The organism is Amycolatopsis kentuckyensis (assembly GCF_041679295.1).
Lineage (GTDB): Bacteria > Actinomycetota > Actinomycetes > Mycobacteriales > Pseudonocardiaceae > Amycolatopsis > Amycolatopsis kentuckyensis_A.
Window position 1 is genome coordinate 176,214 of record NZ_JBGDMD010000007.1, and the last position, 20,176, is coordinate 196,389.

Annotated in this window: 21 protein-coding genes; 13 read left to right on the top strand and 8 right to left on the bottom strand. The window is 73.4% G+C overall.

Going from position 1 to position 20,176, the window contains the following annotated elements; genetic code table 11:
* Nucleotides 1–4: 4 nt before the first annotated feature.
* A complete protein-coding gene (locus ACERZO_RS29705) occupies nt 5–1,558 on the top strand; it encodes a PucR family transcriptional regulator (RefSeq protein WP_372668076.1) in 1,554 nt (517 codons plus the stop codon).
* Between the two features lie 19 nt (nt 1,559–1,577).
* Entirely contained in the window at nt 1,578–2,222 is a 645-nt protein-coding gene (locus tag ACERZO_RS29710; RefSeq protein WP_372668078.1) for a maleylpyruvate isomerase N-terminal domain-containing protein, read from the top strand.
* Between the two features lie 30 nt (nt 2,223–2,252).
* On the opposite strand, the gene ACERZO_RS29715 is transcribed toward ACERZO_RS29710, so the two are convergent.
* From ACERZO_RS29715 to ACERZO_RS29730, 4 genes are all read right to left on the bottom strand, one after another.
* Entirely contained in the window at nt 2,253–2,468 is a 216-nt protein-coding gene (locus ACERZO_RS29715; RefSeq protein WP_372668080.1) for a S1 RNA-binding domain-containing protein, read from the bottom strand.
* A gap of 214 nt (nt 2,469–2,682) precedes the next feature.
* Nucleotides 2,683–3,648: an MsnO8 family LLM class oxidoreductase gene (locus ACERZO_RS29720; RefSeq protein ID WP_372668082.1), complete on the bottom strand. Its 966-nt coding sequence runs from the start codon at nt 3,646–3,648 to the stop codon at nt 2,683–2,685.
* Between the two features lie 48 nt (nt 3,649–3,696).
* Complete coding sequence (locus tag ACERZO_RS29725) at nt 3,697–4,089, bottom strand: DUF6221 family protein (RefSeq protein WP_003068867.1); 393 nt, start codon at nt 4,087–4,089, stop codon at nt 3,697–3,699.
* 241 nt (nt 4,090–4,330) lie between these two features.
* On the bottom strand, nt 4,331–5,350 hold the full coding sequence (locus ACERZO_RS29730; protein ID WP_372668084.1) for a DNA polymerase domain-containing protein: 1,020 nt from the start codon (nt 5,348–5,350) through the stop codon (nt 4,331–4,333).
* Nucleotides 5,351–5,663: 313 nt separating this feature from the next.
* Between ACERZO_RS29730 and ACERZO_RS29735 the strand changes: the two genes are divergently transcribed.
* The 8 genes from ACERZO_RS29735 (at nt 5,664) to ACERZO_RS29770 (ending at nt 12,007) form a co-directional block, all read left to right on the top strand.
* Nucleotides 5,664–6,377 carry a TVP38/TMEM64 family protein gene (locus tag ACERZO_RS29735; RefSeq protein ID WP_372668086.1) on the top strand — a complete coding sequence of 238 codons (714 nt, stop codon included), beginning with the start codon at nt 5,664–5,666 and terminating at the stop codon, nt 6,375–6,377.
* Nucleotides 6,378–6,491: 114 nt separating this feature from the next.
* The gene (locus tag ACERZO_RS29740; RefSeq protein WP_372668088.1) at nt 6,492–8,099 is read left to right on the top strand and encodes a serine/threonine-protein kinase; all 1,608 of its coding nucleotides are present in this window, start codon (nt 6,492–6,494) and stop codon (nt 8,097–8,099) included.
* Nucleotides 8,100–8,152: 53 nt separating this feature from the next.
* Nucleotides 8,153–8,458, top strand: a complete 306-nt coding sequence (locus tag ACERZO_RS29745) for a hypothetical protein (RefSeq protein WP_372668090.1) — start codon at nt 8,153–8,155, stop codon at nt 8,456–8,458.
* 19 nt (nt 8,459–8,477) lie between these two features.
* The gene (gene msrB / locus ACERZO_RS29750) at nt 8,478–8,900 is read left to right on the top strand and encodes a peptide-methionine (R)-S-oxide reductase MsrB (RefSeq protein WP_372668092.1); all 423 of its coding nucleotides are present in this window, start codon (nt 8,478–8,480) and stop codon (nt 8,898–8,900) included.
* 89 nt (nt 8,901–8,989) lie between these two features.
* On the top strand, nt 8,990–9,898 hold the full coding sequence (locus ACERZO_RS29755) for a TIGR04222 domain-containing membrane protein (protein ID WP_372668094.1): 909 nt from the start codon (nt 8,990–8,992) through the stop codon (nt 9,896–9,898).
* Nucleotides 9,899–9,964: 66 nt separating this feature from the next.
* Complete coding sequence (locus ACERZO_RS29760) at nt 9,965–10,879, top strand: TIGR04222 domain-containing membrane protein (protein ID WP_372668096.1); 915 nt, start codon at nt 9,965–9,967, stop codon at nt 10,877–10,879.
* Nucleotides 10,872–11,672, top strand: a complete 801-nt coding sequence (locus ACERZO_RS29765) for a DUF692 domain-containing protein (RefSeq protein WP_372668098.1) — start codon at nt 10,872–10,874, stop codon at nt 11,670–11,672. The genes ACERZO_RS29760 and ACERZO_RS29765 overlap by 8 nt, the downstream gene beginning before the upstream one ends.
* Nucleotides 11,669–12,007, top strand: a complete 339-nt coding sequence (locus tag ACERZO_RS29770) for a hypothetical protein (RefSeq protein WP_372668100.1) — start codon at nt 11,669–11,671, stop codon at nt 12,005–12,007. The genes ACERZO_RS29765 and ACERZO_RS29770 overlap by 4 nt, the downstream gene beginning before the upstream one ends.
* Before the next feature lie 167 nt (nt 12,008–12,174).
* Here the strand turns inward: ACERZO_RS29770 and ACERZO_RS29775 are convergent, their stop codons facing one another.
* The 4 genes from ACERZO_RS29775 to hemE are packed head-to-tail and all read right to left on the bottom strand — an operon-like array spanning nt 12,175 to nt 16,732.
* The gene (locus tag ACERZO_RS29775) at nt 12,175–13,515 is read right to left on the bottom strand and encodes a CoA transferase (protein WP_372668102.1); all 1,341 of its coding nucleotides are present in this window, start codon (nt 13,513–13,515) and stop codon (nt 12,175–12,177) included.
* A complete protein-coding gene (gene hemQ / locus ACERZO_RS29780; protein ID WP_372668104.1) occupies nt 13,515–14,207 on the bottom strand; it encodes a hydrogen peroxide-dependent heme synthase in 693 nt (230 codons plus the stop codon). Before hemQ ends, ACERZO_RS29775 begins: the two co-directional genes overlap by 1 nt.
* A 57-nt stretch (nt 14,208–14,264) precedes the next feature.
* Nucleotides 14,265–15,665, bottom strand: coding sequence for a protoporphyrinogen oxidase (hemG, locus tag ACERZO_RS29785; protein ID WP_372668106.1), 1,401 nt, complete (start codon nt 15,663–15,665; stop codon nt 14,265–14,267).
* Nucleotides 15,662–16,732, bottom strand: coding sequence for a uroporphyrinogen decarboxylase (hemE, locus tag ACERZO_RS29790; RefSeq protein WP_372668108.1), 1,071 nt, complete (start codon nt 16,730–16,732; stop codon nt 15,662–15,664). Before hemE ends, hemG begins: the two co-directional genes overlap by 4 nt.
* Before the next feature lie 88 nt (nt 16,733–16,820).
* On the opposite strand from hemE, the gene ACERZO_RS29795 reads away from it, so the two are divergent.
* The 3 genes from ACERZO_RS29795 (at nt 16,821) to ACERZO_RS29805 (ending at nt 20,147) form a co-directional block, all read left to right on the top strand.
* Nucleotides 16,821–17,384 carry a DUF3000 domain-containing protein gene (locus tag ACERZO_RS29795; protein WP_372668110.1) on the top strand — a complete coding sequence of 188 codons (564 nt, stop codon included), beginning with the start codon at nt 16,821–16,823 and terminating at the stop codon, nt 17,382–17,384.
* A gap of 724 nt (nt 17,385–18,108) precedes the next feature.
* Nucleotides 18,109–18,825, top strand: coding sequence for a response regulator (locus tag ACERZO_RS29800; protein WP_033261886.1), 717 nt, complete (start codon nt 18,109–18,111; stop codon nt 18,823–18,825).
* A gap of 98 nt (nt 18,826–18,923) precedes the next feature.
* On the top strand, nt 18,924–20,147 hold the full coding sequence (locus ACERZO_RS29805; RefSeq protein WP_372668968.1) for an HRDC domain-containing protein: 1,224 nt from the start codon (nt 18,924–18,926) through the stop codon (nt 20,145–20,147).
* The last annotated feature ends 29 nt before the right edge of the window (nt 20,148–20,176 follow it).

Sequence of the window (20,176 nt, forward strand, 5' to 3'; positions counted from 1 at the left end):
CGTCGTGACCTCCCTGCGCCACGTCCTGGCGACGCTCGGCGAGCCGCTCGTCGAGGTCGTCGTGGCCCCGCACGGGCTCGGCGTCCCGGTCGCCGACGTCGTGATCCTCGACCCCGAGGACCCCCTGGAAGCCTCCCCCGGCGACCTCGTGCTGGTGATCGGCGCGCGCGGCCGGGCGGCGGCCCCGGCGATCCGCGCGGCCGGGCGCGGCGGGGCGGCCGCGGTGGCGGTCAAGGGCGCGACGGGCGCCGACGTCGCCGCCGACGCGGGCGTCGCGCTGCTGACGGTCGGTGCGGAGGCGCGCTGGGAGCAGGTGGAGTCGCTGGCCCGCGGGGTCGTCGACGCGGCCCGCGCGGGTGGTGAAGCGGCCAGCGGCGAGGTCCTCGGCGACCTGTTCGCCCTGGCCCAGACCATCGCGACGCTCACCGGTGGCCTGGTCAGCATCGAGGACACGGCCAACCGCGTCCTCGCGTATTCGCGGGCGGGCGACGAGGTCGACGAGCTGCGGCGGCTGTCGATCCTCGGCCGCGAAGGCCCGGAACGCTACCTGGCGATGCTGCGCGAATGGGGCGTCTACCAGCGGCTGCGCGCCGGCGAGGGCATCGTCCGGATCGACGAGCGGCCCGAGCTGGGCATCCGCCGGCGCATCGCGGCCGGCATCCACGCGGGCAAGCAGCCGCTCGGCACGATCTGGGTCCAGGAAGGCGCCCAGCCGCTCACCGAACGCGCCGAGACGGCCCTGCTCGGCGCCAGCCGAGCTCTGGCACCGCAGCTGATCCGCGCCCGCACACTCCCGAGCCCGGAGCTGCGCCTGCGGGAGGACCTCCTCGCGAGCCTCCTGGAAGGGCGGCTGGACGCGGAGTCCGTCGCGGACGACATCGGCGCGGACCCCGCACGGCCCGCTCAGGTGCTGGCGTTCTCGCTGGACCGGTCGGACCACCGGCAGCTGCGGCGTGCGGAACTGGTCCACCTGATCGCCGTGCACACGGCGGCCTACCGGCGCAGCGCGCTGGTGAGCGTGATCGGCGGCCGCGTCTACGCGCTGCTGCCGGACCTGCCCGAGCACTCGGACGCGGCGGTGCTGGCGCTGGCGCGCGAGATCACCGGTACCGCGCGCCGCCACCTGGACGTCCCGGTCCGGGCGGCGCTGGGCGGCGTCGTGCCGCGCCTGTCCGACGCGGCCGCGTCCCGGGGCGACGCCGACCGCGTCCTGGCGGCGATGGCCCGCGGGCACTGGGCCGCCGACGTCGCCTCGCTGGCCGACGTCCGCGCCGAAGTCCTGCTGTCGGAGGTGCTGGCGTTCCTGGGCGGGCAGCCCCGCATCCGCGACCCGCGGCTGGTTTCGCTCGTGGAGCACGACACCGAGCACGGCGGCATCCTGGTCCCGGCGGTCCTGGCCTGGCTCGACGCGTTCGGCGACGTCCGCGCGGCGGCGCGGGTGCTGAACATCCACCCGAACACCGTCCGGTACCGCGTCCGGCGGGCGGCCGAAGTGTCCGGAGTGGACTTCGACGACCCCGCCCAGCGGATCCTTACTCAGCTGCAGCTGAGGCTGTGATCCTGCTAGCTTCGCCGGCGTGGATCTCTTCTCGCGCACGTGGGCGGCGTTGCGGGCCGCGGTCGCCGCGCTTCCCGGCTCGTCGTTCGCCGAGCCGTCGGGCTGCCGGGGGTGGCTGGTCCGGGACCTGGTGTGCCACCTGGTGATCGACGCGCAGGACGTGCTGATCACGCTGGTGACCCCGACCTCGTCGGCGGTGACGCACGACGCGGTGACGTACTGGGCGGTCGCCTCCGAGCTGCCGTCGGGCGACGACCCGCTGGACGCCCTGATCGTCCGCCTGGCGGCGGCGTACGAGGACCCGGCGCTGCTGAAGTTCCACTTGGCCGACGTGGGCGCGGCGGCGGGCCGCGCGGCCGACCTGGCGGACCCGGGGATGCGGATCTCGACGCAGGACATGGTCCTGACCGCGGGCGACTACCTGTCGGCGTACGTGCTGGAGTGGACGCTGCACCACCTCGACCTGCCTGCTGCCGCGCCCCCGCCTCCCGAGGGTTTGGCGCGAGCGCGCGAGCTGGTCGAGCAGATCGCGGGGACGGCGTTCCCGGCGGCGTTCTCGGACACGGACGTGCTGCTGGTGGCGACGGGCCGCCGCGCACCCACGGACGCCGAGCGCGCTTCGCTGGGCGACTTGGCCGGGCGGCTGCCGTTCGTGCTCGGGTGAGGCAGGGCGCCCTGCCTCACCCGGCTCACGTCACGCCTTCACCAGGCTGAACCGGCGGCGTTCCACGTCGATGCGGTCGATGCGGACGCGCACCCGGCTGCCCGGTCCGGGGGCGGCGTCGGTCACCAGGAGCCCTTGCCGGCCGTGGACGTCGACGAACGCGCCGAACGGGACCACCCGGGCCACGACGCCGTCGAGCACCCCGCCCTCGGCGTGGGCCGCGACGAACTCTTTCCAGTCGGACATGCGATTCACCTCCTTCCCGCGCACGTTCCGATGCCGGAAGACGTGCGGGAGGCGGCGGGCCACGGGCCCGCCCGGAGGTCAGGGTTCAGCCGGGAACCCCGTCTGCGCACGGCTCGAGGCCGACCCGGCAGTCACCCGGAAACCGTAGCGCCGGAGCACGGAATTGCGCCAGCGGTAATTCTCTTTCCCGATCTCCGGCTATCGGGAAATCGACTCACGCAAGCGCGTGAAGATCGGCCAACCGCGCGAGAGAATCCAGCCGCGCGGATTGGTCGTGGGCGGCCGTCGTCACCAAAACCTCGTCGGCTCCCGCGGCGTCGATCAATGCGCCGAGGCGGTCCTCGACTTCGGCCGGCGTGCCGGAAATCTGGCCGTCCAGGGTCTCTTCGAGGCGCCGGCGCTCGCGGTCGGTCATCGGCAGCGCCAGGACCTCCGCGGGCGGCGACAGCGGCGGGAAGACACCGTGGGAGCGCGAATACACCGTCGCCCAGGCTTCCGACACGAGCAGGCGGCGCGCGTCGGCCGCCGAGTCCGCCACGGCGACCGCCGAGGACACCACGACGTACGGCTCGCTCGCCCACGCGCCGGGCCGGAAGCCGTCCCGATAGCGCGTCACGGCTTCGGCGAGCGCGCGTTCGCCGCGAACGGGCGCGATCACCAGCGGCAGGCCGAGCTCGGCGGCGAGGTCGGCGCCGGACCCGGTGGCCAGCAGGAACGGCGGCACGCGCAGCCCCTCGGCCGGGTAGGCGTGGACGCCGGGGTGCTCGCCCGCGAAGAACCCGAGCAGTTCCCGCACCTGGGCGCCGAAGCCGTCGGCGGCCTCCTTGCCGTGGCCGAGCGCGTCGCGGACGCCGGCGGTGAAGCCGACCGACCGGCCCAGCCCCATGTCGATCCGCCCGGGGTACAGCGCTTCCAGCACGCCGAACTGCTCGGCGACGACCAACGGCCGGTGGTTCGGCAGCATGACGCCCCCGGTGCCGACGCGGATCCGGCTCGTGGCGCTCGCGACGGCGGCGGCCAGCACGGTCGGCGCGGACCCGGCGACCCCGGGCACGCCGTGGTGTTCGGAAACCCAGAACCGGTGGTAGCCCAGCCGTTCGACGTCGGCGGCGAAGGCGACGGTGTCCCGCAGGGCCCGCGCGGTGCCGCCGTCCCGCCGCACGGGCGAGCGATCGAGCACGGAAAACCTCACGCCGGGTGCAACGCCCGCCGTGCGCCGGGATTCCCGTCAGGGACGCCAGCGCTCGCTGTACTCCGGGTGGTCGGCGTAGGGCAGGGCCAGCAGGCGCAGGGTGAGGCACCAGTTGGAGCCGGCCTCGTCGGCGGGCACGTGGCAGGTCTCACACCAGTATTCGCTGCCGTAGAGCGGAAACCCCGGGACCTTCTCCGACACGGTGGTGCGGTGGGCGAGCAGGATCCGCCGCGTGGCTTCGATCTCGTTGATCATCTGGTTGACGACATCGAGCTCGAGATCGGTCAGCCCGCGGATCTTCTGCTCGACGGCGACCTTGGTCTCGCCGCGGTTCATCGCCTCGCCGGCCTTCGCCTTGTTGACGGCCTGCATGATCAACGCCTGCCGCGCGCCGACGCGCGCGGCGAGGAATGCGATCAGGTCGTCCACGAAGGGCCTCCCTAGAACTCGCCCCTGGACTTGTCGCCGGAGGATCGTCGATTCGGGACCGCACGTTACGCCGATCGTGCCGGTGGTCGAGACCACCGAGGACGCTGTACGACATTTGTGACCCGAAAGGCGACAGCGGGCAGCGGGGTGATCACTCCCCGTTTTCCGCGGTGACGTTCCGATTGGTTTCCGGCCCCCGGAAGTGGCGCGGAGCACCGTTGTGGCGCCGCGCACAAACAGCTCAAGCTTCGGGTCTCGCCTTGCTGGGCTGGACCCGCTTGGGCTCCCCCGGCATCTTGGGGTAGTCCGGCGGGTACGGCATGTCCCCCAGCCCGTGGTCGGTCAGGTCCCGCTCGTACCACTCCAGCGCCGTCTCCAGGCCGAATGCCTCGGCGTCCATCCCCGCGTGCAGGTCGCCGTGGGCCTCCAGAAACGCCGGGATCGTCAGCACGTCGAAGTCGTCCGCGTCGACCTCCGGCAGCAAGTCCCACGTCAGCGGCGTCGACACCGTCGCCCTCGGGGTGCCGCGGACCGACCAGCTGGAGGCCACCGTCCGGTCGCGGGCGGCCTGGTTGTAGTCCAGGAACACGCGCCCTTCGCGCTCCTCCTTCCACCACGCGATCGTCGCCTTGTCCGGGATGCGCCGCGAGACCTCGCGGCCCAGCGCGATCACCGCGTGGCGGACCTCGACGAAGTCCCACTCCGGGCGGATCCGGACCAGCACGTGGACCCCGCGGCCGCCGGACGTCTTCGGGTAGCTCGTCAGCCCCGCGTCCGCCAGCACCTCGCGGACCACCAGCGCCACCTCGACCGCGTCCGCGAAGCCGGCGCGGTCCGGCGGGTCGACGTCGATGCGCAGCTCGTCCGGGTGGTCGACGTCGGGACGGCGGACCGGCCACGGGTGGAAGTCGAACGTCCCCAGGTTGGCCGCCCACGCGAACACCGCAGGCTCGGTCGGGCACACCTCGGCCGCCTTGCGGCCCGACGGGAACGTGATCTCGGCCGTCTCCAGCCACGCCGGCGCGCCCTTGGGCACGCGCTTGGCGTAGAACCACTCGCCCTCGACGCCGTCGACGTACCGCTTCAGCGTCGTCGGCCGCTCGCCGATCGCGCGCAGCAGCGGCCCGCCGACCGTGATGTAGTGCTCGACGACCTGCCGCTTGGTGATGCCGCGCTGGGGGAAGTACACCTTGTCCGGGCTCGAGACGCGGACGGTGCGCCCGCCCACCTCGTACTCGACCGGGTCACCGTGCTTGGGCATGCGGCCACGCTAGCGGTGATCCGGCACCGCGGCGCCCGCGAAACGGCCCGCCCGGCTGTCTTGAATGAGTCATTCAGGGCGCCGGAGGTCTTGAATGACTCATTCAAGACACGCGGCGAGGGTGGCGAGAGGCCGGGGTCGGCGCAGCGGAAACGGCCGGAGCCCGGGAAAGACACGCGGCGAGGGCCCGGGATGGGGGCGGCGGGATGCTCGGGCGGGCCGGCGAGCCCCACCAGTCCGGCCTTGGGAGCGGCGAGAGCCCGAGCGGACCGGCCCCGAGGGAGCCACCGACCCGGCCGGTAGGCTGGAGCGGGTGTCCGGCCGCACCAAGCTGATCGTCGCGCTCGCCGTCGTCGCCCTCTTCGTGGCCGCCGCGGTGCTGTTGCCGATCCCCGGTCCCGCCGAGCTGCGCGCCTGGGCCGCCGCCACCGGGCCCGCCACCCCGCTCGTCCTCTTCGCCGCCTACTCGCTGCTCACCGTCGCGCCGATCCCGCGCACGGTCTTCAACCTCGCCGCCGGCCTGCTGGTCGGCACCGCCGCCGGGATCGCCATCGGCCTGGCCGCCACCACCGTCGCGGCCGGTCTCTCCTTCGGGCTGGCGCGGCTGCTCGGCCGGGACCTGGTCACCCGGCACCTGCACCGGTCGGCCGTGCGGACCGTCAACGACCGGCTCTCCGGCGGCGGCGTCCTCGCGATCACCTCGCTGCGGCTGATCCCGGTCGTGCCGTTCGCGCCCTTCAGCTACCTCTGCGGGGTGTCCTCGGTGCGGCTCGTCCCCTACCTGGCCGGTACGCTGCTCGGAAGCGTGCCCGGCACCGTCGCCGTGGTCGTCCTCGGCGACGCCCTGACCGGCGACACGCCGCCCGCGCTGCTCGCCTGCTACGGCGTGTTCGCGCTGGCCGGGGCGATCGGGCTGGTCAAGGTGTTCAAGAAGCGGGCACCGGCCGAACCGGGTCCGCCGGACCTGCTGGCTGACGCGAACAGCACAGGGCCGACCGCTACACTCGATCGGGTGCGCGAAGCGTAAACGCGCTGAGCAGGGCCACCATCACCGGGAATTTCGTCAGGAGCAGCCGCCATCGACACCGGTCAGCTGATCGCGGGGCACTACCGCCTCGTCGAGCACATTGGTAGCGGTGCCATGGGAGTCGTGTGGCGCGCGACCGACGTGCGCCTCGAGCGCACCGTCGCGATCAAGCAGATCCTCCCCCAGCCGGGCGTCTCCGAGACCGAACGCGACAACATGCGCCAGCGCGCCATGCGCGAGGCGAAGAACGCGGCCCGGTTCCAGCACCCGAACGCGATCGTCGTGTTCGACATCGCCGAGCACAACGGCGACCCGTGCCTGGTGATGGAGTACCTCGACGGGCCCAGCCTCTCCACGATCCTGTCCGAGGAAGGCACGCTCCCGCTCGGGCGCGTCGCCCGGATCGGCGAGCAGGTCGCGTCCGCGCTGGTGGCCGCGCACCGCGCCGGGATCGTCCACCGCGACGTCAAGCCCGGCAACATCCTCATCGACGAGACCGGCACCGCGAAGATCACCGACTTCGGCATCTCGCGCGCGGCGGGCGACATGACGCTCACCGCCACCGGCCTCATCGGCGGCACCCCCGCCTACCTGGCGCCCGAACTGGCCCGCGGCGCCGACCCGGTGCCCAGCTCCGACGTCTTCGCCCTCGGCGCGACCCTCTACCAGGCGATCGAGGGCACCACGCCGTACGGCAACACGACCAACCAGCTCGCGCTGCTCTACGCGGCCGCGAACGGCCAGATCAACCCGCCGGTGCAGGCGGGCGCGGCCACCGCGCTGCTGATGAGCCTGCTGCGCAGCGAGCCGGGCGAGCGGCCCAGCATGGCCGAGGCGCGCGAGCGGCTGGCCGCGCTGGCCCGCACCGAGCCGGGCGGCATGTCGGCGTCGCCGCCGCTGCTGTCGGGTGGCGGGGGCCGCAAGCCCGCCGCGCCCGCCGACGGCGGCGAGCGCCCGCCGTGGCAGCGCACCGACCAGAAGGCGCCGTCGTCGCCGCCGGTCGGCACGCCGGTGCCCGCGAACAAGGCGTCGAACCCGCCGCGCCCGACCGCGGCGTTCATGCCGATGCGCTCGCCCGCCGCGCCGCCGAACACGCCGCCCAGACCGATGCCCGCGGCCGCGCCGACGGCCAGGGCACCCCAGTACTCGTCGAACGCCCCGAAGCCGGACAACAAGCGCAAGTACGCGCTGCTGGCCGGGGGAGGCGCCGCGGTCGTCGTGGTCGCGGTCATCGTCTTCCTGGTGCTGAACTCGGGCAGCGGCGGCGGCACGGGCGGCAGCACGAACGCCCAGTCGCCGGGCAACCAGCCGACCGCGGGGCAGAGTTCGCCCGGGACGACCGGTTCCAGCAGCAACTCGAACGTCACGGCCAAGCTGGGCCAGACGCCCACCGAAAGCCGGGTCAGCAACTTCAGCTCGGCCGGCAAGATGGTCATCGACTACTTCGGCGACCCGGCCGCCCACTGGAACCAGCTCACCCCCGCGGCCCAGCAGGTCTACGGCAGCGAGCAGAAGTACCAGGAGTACTGGGCCGAGAACAAGGGCAACATCGGTCAGGTGAACACCGCGCACGCCGACTCGGGCGGCAACGAAAGCGACGGCTCGCTGATCATGAACGTCAACGTCGCGGGTGGCCGCCACGCCTACCGGCTGGTCATCGTCGGCGGCCAGACCCTGATCGACGCGAGCACGAAGCTCGACGGCAGCACGTCGGGCTACTGAGACTTAACGCGCCGCTGGTGGGTTCGCGGGCACCGATGGCCTACCGTGGAGGTATGGCCGACGACGGAGCTGCGCTGCCGGGCCAGAATCCTCGCTTCCACGAGGACCTGGTCGGCCTGGACCCGTACGACCCCGAGGCGCGCGCGTTCGCCGAGCACCTCGACCGGATCGAACGTTCCGGGCCGAACTACACCATCGAAGCCGCGCTGGACGGCGTGGCCGACTTCGCCGACTCCAGCAACCGCCTCGGCGGGCTGCGTTACTGGGTGTCGGCGCTCATCGTCGTGCTCATCGTGCTCGGCGTGATCGTGGCCGCATGGGACATCGTCGTGCACGCCCTCGCGTGGCTCGCGGCGTAACGTGGATCGGGTGAAAGGTATGAAACCCGTTGTCGGCGCGACCCCGCGCGTCGTGAAGTCCGAGCAGGAGTGGCGGGCGCAGCTCAGCCCCGACGAGTACGCCGTGCTCCGCCAAGCGGGGACCGAGCGGCCCTTCACCGGCGAGTACACCGACACGAAGACCACCGGCGTCTACGAGTGCCGCGCGTGCGGTGCCGAGCTCTTCCGCAGCGACACGAAGTTCGAGAGTCACTGCGGCTGGCCGTCGTTCTTCGACCCGGCCGACTCCGACGCCGTGCTGCTGCGCGAGGACCGCACCATGGGCATGAAGCGGATCGAGGTGCTCTGCGGCTCGTGCCACAGCCACCTCGGGCACGTCTTCGAGGGCGAGGGCTACCCGACCCCGACCGACCAGCGGTACTGCATCAACTCGATTTCGCTGAAACTGGTACCCGAGCAGTAAAAGACCGCAGCCTAAATCCTCCTTAAGCCGACAACCCGCCGCCCTTCCTCGAACGTAGTCTCCGCACACGGACGAGGGAGGGCGGACTCATGACCGACACCTGGGGCATTCCCGGACCGGCGTTCGCGGGCCTCTACCTGGGCCTGCTGCTCCTGCCCGCGCTGTCGGCCGCGATCCGGCTCGGCGCCCTGCGGCACGGCCGCGACGGCGGCGCGCCCGAGCGGGCCGAAGAGCTGGCGGTCCTGACCGGCGGACGGCGGCGCTTCGGCGAGTACGTCGTCGCGAGCCTGCTGGACCAGCAGATCGTCCGGCTGTCGGGCAGCGGCTGGCTGAGCCGCGTCAAGGGCGCCGCGGCCGATCCCGTGGGCCGCGAAGCCCTGAGCAGGATCGGCAAGCACGGCTCGTCGGTCGAGCGGGTGTGCGACGCGGTCGCCGAGCACCGGACCGCACTCGAGCTCGAGACCGGGCTGGTCGGCCGCGGGCTGCTCGCCGACCCGCGGAAAGTGCGCGCGACCTGGGTCGCCACGGCCGCGGCGTACTGGCTCGTCCTCGTCATCGGCGTGGTCCGGCTGATCGCCGGGTCGAGCACCGGGCACCCGGTGGGGATCCTGCTGGGCCTGCTCGCGGTGGGCACGGCCGTCGCGATCGCCGTCACCGTCAAGGCGCGCCACCGGCCGCAGGTCAAGGCCACCTCCGCTGGCAAGGCGGCCGCCGAAGCGGCCCGCGCGGCCGGGACGCTCACGACCGGTCCGGCCGGGGCGGTCGCCGCGTACGGGCTGAGCGGTCACCCCGACAAGGACATCCGGCAGGCCGCCACCCAGGCCGCGCGGCACGCGGCCGCGCGGGCGTCCAGCCGTCGCACCCGCTTCGCCGGCGCCGGCGGCGGCGTCGCCGTCGGCTACTGGGGCGGCAGCTCGTGCAGCAGCGGCAGCAGCTCCTGCGGTGGCGGTGGGGGCGGCGGCTGCGGAGGGGGTGGCGGCGGGGGCTGCGGCGGTTGAAACGCCGACGCGACCAGCCGCGTCTCACAGCTACGGTAACCGCAACTCACTGAGGGGAGACGGGCGATGGACGACCCGTGGGGCATCTCCGGACCGGATTTCGTGGTCCTCTACATCGGACTGCTCGTCGCCGTGCTGCTCGTCCGGGTCGTCGTGGCCGGGGTCGTCGCGAGCCGGGCGCTGCGGGCGAACACCGAGCGGCCCGGCCCGCCGCCGACCGTCTACCAGCTCGCGTTCCTCGCCGGCGGCCCCGACCGGGCCGTGGACGCGGCGATCGCGGCGCTGGTGGAGCGCGGCCAGCTGCGGGTCAACAGCTACAAGCAGGTCAGCCAGGCCGGGACGCGGCCGTCCGAACCGCTGGAGCAGGCGGTCTTCGACGCGGCGCAGCTGAAGACGACGGCGACGCTGCGGGCGTACGGCCGGCAGTCGGCGGCGATGCGCGCTCTGGAAGACGGCCTCGACCAGCGGGGTCTGCTGGCGTCGGCGACGGCGAAGCGCCAGTCCCGGACGTTCGGGCTCGTGCTGCAGCTGGCCGTCCTGGTGCTCGGCGTGGCGCGGCTGGTCAACGGCATCTCGCTGGGCCGCCCCGTCGGGATCCTGGTGTTCCTGGTGCTGGTCGCGGCCGTGCTGACGATCGTGGCGGCGGTCCGGCGGTCCAAGACCGGGCCGCGGCAGCCCTCGGCGGCGGGGCACCGCGTGCTCGGCCAGGCCCGGGCCGCGTCGAGCGGTCCGCTGCCGGCGGGGATGCTGGCGGGCGGGGTGCTGCTCGGCGGCGCCGCGGCGGCGGTCGCCCTCGGCGGCTGGGCGATGTACCCGGACGAGGAGCTGAGCGCGGCGCTGACCCCGCCGGTGACGTCCTTCGGCGGCGGCGGTTCGTCCGGTGGGTCCTCGTGCAGCAGCGGGTCGTCGTGCTCCAGCTCGTCGTGCAGCAGCGGGTCGTCGTGCGGTTCTTCGTGCGGTGGGGGTGGCTGCGGTGGGTGAGCTCGGCATCGGGATCGGCTGGCGGCACGAGCTGGACCTGTCGATCGCCCGGCTGCCCGGCGTCGACTGGGTGGAGGTGGTCGCCGAGAACCTGCACGCCGACCACCTCCCGGAGACGCTCGTGGCGTTGCGCCGGCGCGGGCTGCCGGTGCTGCCGCACGCGGTTTCGCTGTCGCTGGGCGGGGCCGAGCCGCTCGACACCGGGCGCGTCCAGCACCTCGCGGAGATCGCGCGGGCCGTGGACGCGCCGCTGGTGAGCGACCACGTGTGCTTCGTCCGCGCGGGCGGGCTCGACTCGGGTCACCTGATGCCGCTCCCCCGCACGCGCGAGGCACTGGACGTGCTGGTGGCGAACGTCCGCCTCGCGCAGTCCATTGTGGACGTCCCGTTCGCGCTGGAGAACATCGCGGCGGTGCTGGACTGGCCGGACAACGAGCTGACCGAGGAGCAGTTCCTCACCGAGCTGACCGAGCGCACGGACTGCCGGCTGATCATCGACGTCGCGAACCTGTACGCGAACGCGCGCAACATCGGCACGGACCCGGTCGCGTTCCTCGACGGGATCCCGTGGGAGCGCCTGGCGTACGTGCACATGGCGGGCGGCATCGAGCGCGACGGCGTCTACCACGACACGCACGCGCACCCGGTGCTGCCGGAGGTGCTGGCGCTGCTGGCGGAACTGCGCCGCCGGACGGACCCGCCGGGAGTGCTGCTGGAGCGCGACGACGACTACCCGACGGACGAGGAGCTGGCTGCGGAGCTGGCAGCGCTGCGCGCGGCGGTGACGGGGTGAGCCGCGAGGACTTGGCGGCGCGGCAGGCGGAGTTGCTGCAGGCGTTGCTGGCGTCCGGCCCGGCACCGGCGGGCTTCGACGCCGCGCGCTTGCGGGTGGAGGCGAACGTGTTGCGCCGCAAGCACGGGCGGGTGCTGGCGCACCAGCGGCCGGAGGTGGCGGAGGCGCTCGGGGACCGGTTCGGGCCGTTGTTCGCGGCGTTCAACGCTGCCCGGCCGAAGCGGGACACCGAGCGGTCGGGGGCGTACGCGGACGAGTTCGTGACGTGGCTGATCGCGGGTGGGTATCTGCCGAAACCGAAGCGGGGCTTGGTGTCCCGCCTCCGACGCCGGTAGTCCACAGGCCGGCGGCGGGCTTGATGTCCCGCCCTCAGCGCCGCTGGTCCACAGGCCGGCCGCCTTGTGGACAACCATGCTCGGCGCGGCGTTTCCGTCGGCCACCACCGGTAAACTGGATGCGGGGGCACCCCCGGGAAGGGCGGGCCGCGCCCGGCCGCCGCTCGCTAAGGGGTCCAGGTCGGTTTGTCGACTCCCGGCAGCCGCGTCCCGAAGTCCCAGTGCGGCTGGGCTCCCGGCAACCCGCCCGCCATCCGGACCCTCGTCAACCGGCCGTACCCGCTGTCGGCCTCCTCCAGCAGGTCGCCGAAATCGACCGACGCACCGGCAGGATCCTTGCGGCCCAGGGAATCCAGCCACCGGCCCGTCCCGGCCAGGGACAACCGGACCCGCCACGTGCCGCCGTCGGTCAGCTGGCGGCGCAGCGCCGTCATGATCGCCGCCGCCGCGAGCCAGCCCGTTGTGTGGTCCAGCGCCTGGACCGGCAACGGCGAAGGCCCCTCCGCGCCGAAAGCCATGCCGTTCGACATCTGGACCAGGCTGTCGAACCCGCGCCGGCGCGCCCACGGCCCTTCCCAGCCGTACGCGCTCAGGTCCGCGATCACCAATCCGGGCCGCAGCGAAGCCAGCTCGGACGCACCGAAGCCGATCCGCTCCAGCGCGCCCGGGCGGAACGACTGGAGCAGCACGTCCGCGCGGCTGATCAGCTTCTTCAGCCGCGCCCGCCCGCCTTCGGTGTCGAGCGCGACGAACGCCGAACGCTTGCCTTGGCCCGTGTCGCGCACCAGCGCCTCGACCCGCGGGAGGTGCGCCGCGCCGACGTGCAGCACGTCGGCGCCGTGGGCCGCCAGCACCCGGCCGGCCACCGGGCCCGCCAGCACGTGCGTCAGCTCCAGCACCCGGACCCCGCCCAGCGGCCGGTCCGAGTAGAACAACGTCCGCTTGGGCGCCTCCCCCACCGGCGAAGCCGAAACCAGCGGCAGCGAAGCCACGGCCGCCCCTTGGGGATGCACAGCCCAGTCCGATGGTGACCGCAGCTCGGCGGCCGCTCCCCCGGCGGACACGACGGCGTGCTCGATCTCGCGCGCGCTCCGCCCGGCGACCGCCTTCGCGACCGCCTCCCGGCTGCCGGGCACGCCGAGGCCCCAGCACACCGCCGCTTCGTGCTTCGGGTAGTTGCAGTGCAGGCGGACCCAGCCGTCGGCCGCGCGGTAGTTGCCCGACAGCGGCGCCCACATCGAGTCGGCGCCGGCGCCGTCCACGCGCAGCAGCTGCTCGCTGTGGAACGCCGCCGCCGCGTGGCGCGTGTCCGCCGTGACGACGCCGGGGTCGATCTCCCGCGCCCGAAGCATTTCGCCGGCGGCCAGCGTCGCCGCGGCGATCGACGCCGTCGCGGCCGCCGCGACCCGGTACGGGCCGGGCAGCACGTCTTCGGTGCCGGTCAGCTCGAAGGGGCCCGGCCGTGACTCGGTGAGGGCGTGCCAGACGCCCTCCACTGCCTCGCGCACTACGGCAGCGCCGCGACGAGCTCGGCCGGCGGCACGCGCGTGCCCGTGTAGAACGGGACCTCTTCGCGGACGTGCAGCCGCGCCTCGGTGCCGCGCAGGTGGCGCATCAGGTCGACGATCCGGTGCAGCTCGTCGGCCTCGAACGCGAGGATCCACTCGTAGTCGCCCAGCGCGAACGACGCGACGGTGTTGGCGCGGACGTCCGGGTAGTCGCGGGCTTCCTTGCCGTGGTCGGCCAGCATCTTGCGGCGGTCGGCGTCCGGCAGCAGGTACCACTCGTAGGACCGCACGAACGGGTACACGCAGATGTACTTGCGCGCCTCTTCGCCCGCGAGGAACGCGGGGATGTGGCTCTTGTTGAACTCGGCCGGCCGGTGCAGCGCGGTCTGGCTCCAGACCGGCGTCGACGCGCGGCCGAGCGGGGTCCGCCGGAAACCGGAGTAGGCGGCCTGGACCTGCTCGATCTCCTCGGCGTGCCACCAGATCATGTAGTCGGCGTCGGCGCGCAGGCCCGAGAGGTCGTAGACACCCCGGACGACGACGCCCTTGGCCTCCAGGCCGTCGAGGTACTCGGTCGTCTCGCGACCGGCCGCCCCGCGGTCCTCACCCAGCCGGCCGGGCTCGATCCGGAAGACCGACCAGGTGGTGTAGCGGATGGTGTCGTTGAGCTCGTTGTAGTTGACCCGCGCCATGGTTCCATCCTGTCACCGCGGCCCGCCGGACGCTGCCACGGGGCCGGGTGAGCGCACTCACGCGGAAAGGTGCGTCGCGATCCGGTGCGCCGCCGCCTCGGCCGTCGCGACGCAGGCCGGCAGCCCGACGCCGTGCAGGGTCGCTCCCGCCACCGCCAGCCCCGGGATCTCCGCGACGGCCTTCTCGATCCGCTCGACGCGCTCGAGGTGGCCCGTGCCGTACTGCGGCAGGCCGCCGCCCCAGCGCGTCACCAGGGTCTCGATCGGCGCCGCCGTCACGCCCGTCAGCCGCGCGAGGTCGTCGCGGACCACTCGGACCAGCTCGACGTCGTCGGCCTGCAACGCGCCCAGCTCGCCGAACCGGCCCACCGAACCGCGGACCAGCACCGGTCCCGAGCCGAAGTGCGCCCACTTGCGCGAAGAGAACGTGAACGCCTTCGCCGCGTACGGCACGCCCGAAGCGTCCCGTTCGCCCTGGCCGATCAGGATTCCCGACGCGTCGGGCAGCGCCGTGCCGGGCGGGAGCGCCAGCGCCACGACCGCCATCGACGCCAGTTCGACCTCGCCGAACGCCGCCGACGCCGCGGGGACCAGGTCGGCCAGCAGCCGCCGGGCCGAGGGCGCCGGGACCGCGAGCAGCACCGCGTCGGCCTCGACCGTGTTGTCCGCGGGCGCGTGCGCGGTCGGGTTCGCGCCGATCCGCAGCCGCCAGCCCGGGCCGTGGCGTTCGATGTCGCACACCGGCAGCCCGGTCCGCAGCTCGGCGCCGGACAGCTCGGTCAGCCGGTCGATCACCGTGCCCAGGCCGCCCGGGACCGTGCCGAACACCGGCGCCGTCCCCGGCGAAGCGGGCAACTGCGCCTTGGCCGCCGCCGTCAGCGAACCGGCGCCCGCGGCCACCGCCGCGGCCAGGCCGGGCATGGTCGCGCGCAGGCCGAGGCCGTCCGCGCCGCCCGCGTAGACGCCGCCGAGCAGCGGGTCGACGAGCCGGTCGACCAGCTCGTCGCCGAACCGCTCGCGCAGCAGCGGCCCGAGCGGCAGGTCGCCGCTCGGCAGCCGCAGCTCGGGCAGCGACGGCTCGGCCTCGACGGCCCGCCGTCCGGCCTCCGACAGCACTCCGGCCACCGACTCGGCCGAGGCCGGGACGCCCATGACCGTGCCCGGCGGCAGGCCGGTGACGCTGCCGCCGGCGTGGATCTTCGCGCGCGCCTTGGTCGGGTTCACGACGTCGAGCCCGAGCTCGCGGACCAGCGCGAGCATCTCGGGACGGCGGACGAGGAACGCCTCCGCGCCGACGTCGTACGGGACACCGGCCAGCTCGGCCGTGCGCAGCTTGCCGCCCGGCGTCTTCGTCTTCTCGAACACGACGATCTCGGCGCTCTCGCCGAGCAGGCGCCGCAGGCGGTACGCCGCGGTCAGCCCGGAGACGCCGCCGCCGACGACCGCGACGCGCTTCACAGCTCGTGCACCAGCCCGACCACGCGGGTCAGCACGTCCGGGTCGACGCCCGGCAGCACGCCGTGGCCCAGGTTGAAGATGTGGCCGTCGGCTGCCTTGCCCTCTTCGACGATCCGGCGGACCTCGGCTTCGAGCACCGGCCAGGACGCGTGCAGCAGCGCCGGGTCGAGGTTGCCCTGCACCACGGCGTGCCCGCCCAGCCGGCGGACGGCTTCGTCCAGCGGGATGCGCCAGTCGACGCCGACGACGTCCGCCCCGGCGTCGCGCATCGCGGGCAGCAGCTCGCCGGTGCCGACGCCGAAGTGGATGCGCGGCACGCCGTACGCGGCGACGCCTTCGAGGACCCGCGCCGAGTGCGGCAGGACGAACCGGCGGTAGTCCCGCTCGGACAGCGCGCCGGCCCAGGAGTCGAACAGCTGGACCGCGTCGACGCCGGCATCGAGCTGCGCGCGCAGGAAGGTCAGCGCGATGTCGGCCAGCCGCCCGGCCAGCTCGTGCCAGACCTCCGGCGCGGAGTGCATCAGCGCCTTGGTGTGCTCGTGGTTGCGGCTCGGCCCGCCCTCGATGAGGTAGCTGGCCAGCGTGAACGGCGCGCCGGCGAAGCCGATCAGCGGCGTCTCACCGAGCCGCTCGACCAGCAGTTTCACGCCCTCGGCGACCTGCGAGACCTGCTCGGTGGCCAGCTCGGGCAGCGCCTTGACGGCGGCGAGGTCGCGCACCGGCGCCGCGACCACCGGGCCGGTGCCGGGGACGATGTCGATGTCGACGCCCGCGGCCTTCAGCGGCACGACGATGTCGCTGAAGAGGATGGCCGCGTCGACGCCGTGCCGGCGGACCGGCTGCAGCGTGATCTCGGCGAGCATCTCGGGGTCGAAACAGGCGTCCAGCATCGGCACGCCTTCGCGCAGCGCGCGGTACTCGGGCAGCGAGCGGCCCGCCTGGCGCATGAACCAGACGGGGGTGCGGGCCGGGCGTTCGCCGCGCGCGGCGGCCAGGAACGGGGCTTCGGGCAGCTCGCGGCGGCCGGACGGGGCGGCTTGCTGCGGCAGGGGCGTGGTCGGTGACATCGCCGTCAATCGTGCCACGAGCCCGCCGACGCCCTTCTCTCGGCGCGCCTGCGCCTGCAACAGGGCGTGCCCGCCCTAAAGTCGAAGCGTGACCGCGATGACACCAGTGCCCGAACTCTTCCGCGAAGCAGTTTCGGCGCTGCAGTCCGTCCGGCCCCGCCGGGAGGTGCTGCTGGAGCCGATGCGCCCGCCGCAGCGGCTCGCGCCGTGGTCGTACGCGGTCAGCTGCGAGGTCTCCGGCCCCGCGGACGTGCTGGCCTCGGGCCGGCTGGTCCTGCTGCACGACCCGGACGGCCAGGACGGCTGGGACGGCGTCCTGCGGCTCGTCATGTACGTGCGCGCGGAGCTGGACCGCGAACTGGCGACCGACCCGTTCCTGCCGCAGGTCGGCTGGTCGTGGCTGACCGACGCACTGGAGGTGTCGGGCGCGAGCTGGACGGCGCTGGGCGGCACGGTCACGGAGACGTCTTCGGCCCGCTTCGGCGACATCTCCGGTCCGGCGCGGACCGACGACCTGGAGCTGCGGGCGTCCTGGACCCCGGCCGACGCCGCGCTGCTGCCGCACGGGCAGGCGTTCTGCCAGGTGATGGCCAGCGTCGTGGGCCTGCCGCCGGTCGGCGTGACGCTCTTCGGGCAGCGCCAGAGCTCCTGACGCGCGGCGTCCGGGCGATCGTCGGCAACGAATCGGCAACGACGGGTCGGCGCCGTCCGGTCCGTCAGGAGCCCCTTGTACGGATGTGAGCAAATCTCACGTCCACTGAACGCCGTTCACCCCCGAACGGCCGCCTGAAGCGCCCCCGGACGGGCGAAACCACTCAGACCGGCACCCGGACCCTCCGTGTTCCCCCGAACGTCCCTGAGGCCGTTTCACGTCTCCTCGATAGTGACTGCCCGCGGTCACGCACCGCAACAAGATCAACTTGGCATCAAGGTGCCGGAGATCGCCCACCGGCGCCACGGACAGTCACCGGAACGCCCTCCCGCAAGGGCTGCCGGAGCCGGGTCACGGAGTTGATCATGCCCCGGCCGGGGCCGCTTTCCGACCCCCGGAGACCCCCATCCGGACCCCCGTCACTAGGCGCACCGGCAGCTGCACACCTCATCTGCACGGCCATTTGGACGCCGGTAACTTCTTAGCATCGTGTTCGCTGGGCTATCCGTTAACAACCGGCCGTGTACTAGCCCGATCGTGTTACTACGAACCCACTGAGTGACTGTTCGTTTGAGATAGATACCCATTCGATCCCCCCGCAACGGCCTCAGGGCGGCTACAGTGCCTTCGACGACACCACTTTCGGTCTAAAGCTGGCGCGGCTGAACGGCCGAAGGTCCCGGTGCCGGTCGGGGGGCACGACCGACTCCAGGGAGGTAGTGACGTGGCTACCGTCGGCATTTCTCAGGCCGTCCGATCCACGCCAGCCGGCGCGTTGCCGGCGAGCATGGTTCCGCACCCGCGGGAAGAGCTCTTTTCGGTACTGGTGGTCGACGACCACCCGCTGTTGAGGGAGGCAATCGCAGCAAGACTCGCACAGATGGGTGCGGGGACCGTCCACGAAGCCGCCACGGTGGCCGAGGCGAGGGCGCGAGCACAGGCCACCGGGCCTTGTGACCTGGCGATCCTCGATCTCGGACTGCCGGACGGCAGCGGCATCGAGCTGGTTACGGAACTTCGTAGCCACGGCTGGCCGCGCGTGGTCGTACTCGCATCCTCGGACGACCCGTACGCGGTCCGCTCGGCCTTCCAGGCCGGGGCCCAGGCGTACCTGCTGAAGTCCGCGTCGCCGGTCGTCGTGACCGACGGCGTGCGGCGCGTGCTCGAAGGCGGCGTCTACGCCGACCCGAGCGTGGCTCCGGTGCTCGCCACCGGGACCCGTGTCGCGGGCACCGACAACACCCCGCGCGAGCTGTCCGCTCGTGAGGTGGAGGTGCTCCAGCTGGTCGCCGACGGGCAGTCCAACAAGGAGATCGGCGAAGAGCTTTCGCTCTCCGCTCTCACCGTCAAGTCCCACCTGTCCCGGATCGGGCGCAAGCTCGGCACGGGCGACCGGGCCCAGATGGTGGCGCTGGCCATGCGGGCCGGCGTGATCCGCTGACGCAAGCGAACAGCCCTGCGGGGCGGGCAGACCAGGCGCGGTATGCCCGTCCCGTAGGGTCGTCGGTTATGGGAAGTGCAGAGGCCGAGGACACCGGGATGGAGATCGAGTCCACGGGCGGCCCTGTGCTGCTACGCGAACCCGCCGAGGGCACGCCCCCGGTGATCACGGATCCGGACGCGCTCGCCGAAGCGTGCGCGAGACTCGCCGCGGGCACCGGCGCGGTCGCCGTCGACACCGAACGCGCGTCCGGCTACCGGTACTGGCCCAAGGCCTACCTCGTGCAGCTGCGCCGCGAGGGTTCCGGCACGGTGCTGATCGACCCGATCGCCCTGGCCGACGACCTCCAGCCGCTGCGCGACGTCCTCAACGACCTGGAGTGGGTGCTGCACGCCGCCTCCCAGGACCTCCCCTGCCTCGCCGAGCTGGACCTGCGCCCGGCGGCGCTGTTCGACACCGAGCTGGCCGGCCGGCTGGCGGGCTACGAACGCGTGGCGCTGGGAACGCTCGTCGAGCTGCTGCTCGGCTACACCCTCGAGAAGGGGCACAGCGCGGCGGACTGGTCGAAGCGGCCGCTGCCGGTCGACTGGCTCAACTACGCGGCCCTCGACGTCGAGCTGCTCGTCCAGCTGCGCGAAAAGCTGGAAGCGGAGCTGGGCGCCCAGGGCAAGCTGGAGTGGGCGCAGCAGGAGTTCGAAAACGTCCGCCTGGCCCCGCCTCCCGCGCCGCGGGCCGAGCCGTGGCGCCGGACGTCGGGCGTGCACAAGATCCGCAACCCGCGCGGGCTGGCGGCGGTCCGCGAGCTGTGGCAGGCCCGCGACGAACTGGCCCGCAAGCGCGACCGCGCCCCGAGCCGGATCCTCCCCGACAGCGCGATCATCAACGCGGTGACGGCCGACCCGAAGACGGTCGAGGAGCTGCAGGCGCTCCCCGTGTTCAGCGGCCGGGTCCAGCGCAAGTACACGGCGAGCTGGCTGCGGCACCTGCAGGCGGCCCGGGCGTTGCCGGCGAGTGAGCTGCCGTCGCCGTCGCAGCCGACGGACGGCCCGCCCCCGGTGAACCGCTGGGCGGACAAGGACCCGGACGCGGCGGCCCGGCTGTCGGCGGCCCGGGCGGGGCTGGCGGCGATCGCGGAGGACCGCCGGCTGCCGGTGGAGAACCTGCTGCTGCCGGACCTCGTGCGGCGCACATGCTGGCGCCCGCCCGCGGAGACCGACGAGGAGTCGGTGGCGTCGGTGCTCCGCGCGGGCGGGGCCCGGCCGTGGCAGATCGAGCTGACGGTGACGGCGCTGAGCAAGGCGCTGCAGACGACGGCGTCCTGAACGGACAATTCCCGGACAGTTCCGGCAGC

Coding starts and splice junctions, on each gene's coding strand:
- ACERZO_RS29715 (WP_372668080.1), bottom strand. CDS start 2,468: ATGTCCGACTGGAAAGAGTTCGTCGCGGCCCACGCCGAGGGCGGGGTG.
- ACERZO_RS29730 (WP_372668084.1), bottom strand. CDS start 5,350: ATGCCCAAGCACGGTGACCCGGTCGAGTACGAGGTGGGCGGGCGCACC.
- ACERZO_RS29740 (WP_372668088.1), top strand. CDS start 6,492: ATGGGAGTCGTGTGGCGCGCGACCGACGTGCGCCTCGAGCGCACCGTC.
- ACERZO_RS29745 (WP_372668090.1), top strand. CDS start 8,153: ATGGCCGACGACGGAGCTGCGCTGCCGGGCCAGAATCCTCGCTTCCAC.
- msrB (WP_372668092.1), top strand. CDS start 8,478: ATGAAACCCGTTGTCGGCGCGACCCCGCGCGTCGTGAAGTCCGAGCAG.
- ACERZO_RS29755 (WP_372668094.1), top strand. CDS start 8,990: ATGACCGACACCTGGGGCATTCCCGGACCGGCGTTCGCGGGCCTCTAC.
- ACERZO_RS29760 (WP_372668096.1), top strand. CDS start 9,965: ATGGACGACCCGTGGGGCATCTCCGGACCGGATTTCGTGGTCCTCTAC.
- hemQ (WP_372668104.1), bottom strand. CDS start 14,207: ATGGCGCGGGTCAACTACAACGAGCTCAACGACACCATCCGCTACACC.
- hemE (WP_372668108.1), bottom strand. CDS start 16,732: ATGTCACCGACCACGCCCCTGCCGCAGCAAGCCGCCCCGTCCGGCCGC.
- ACERZO_RS29805 (WP_372668968.1), top strand. CDS start 18,924: ATGGAGATCGAGTCCACGGGCGGCCCTGTGCTGCTACGCGAACCCGCC.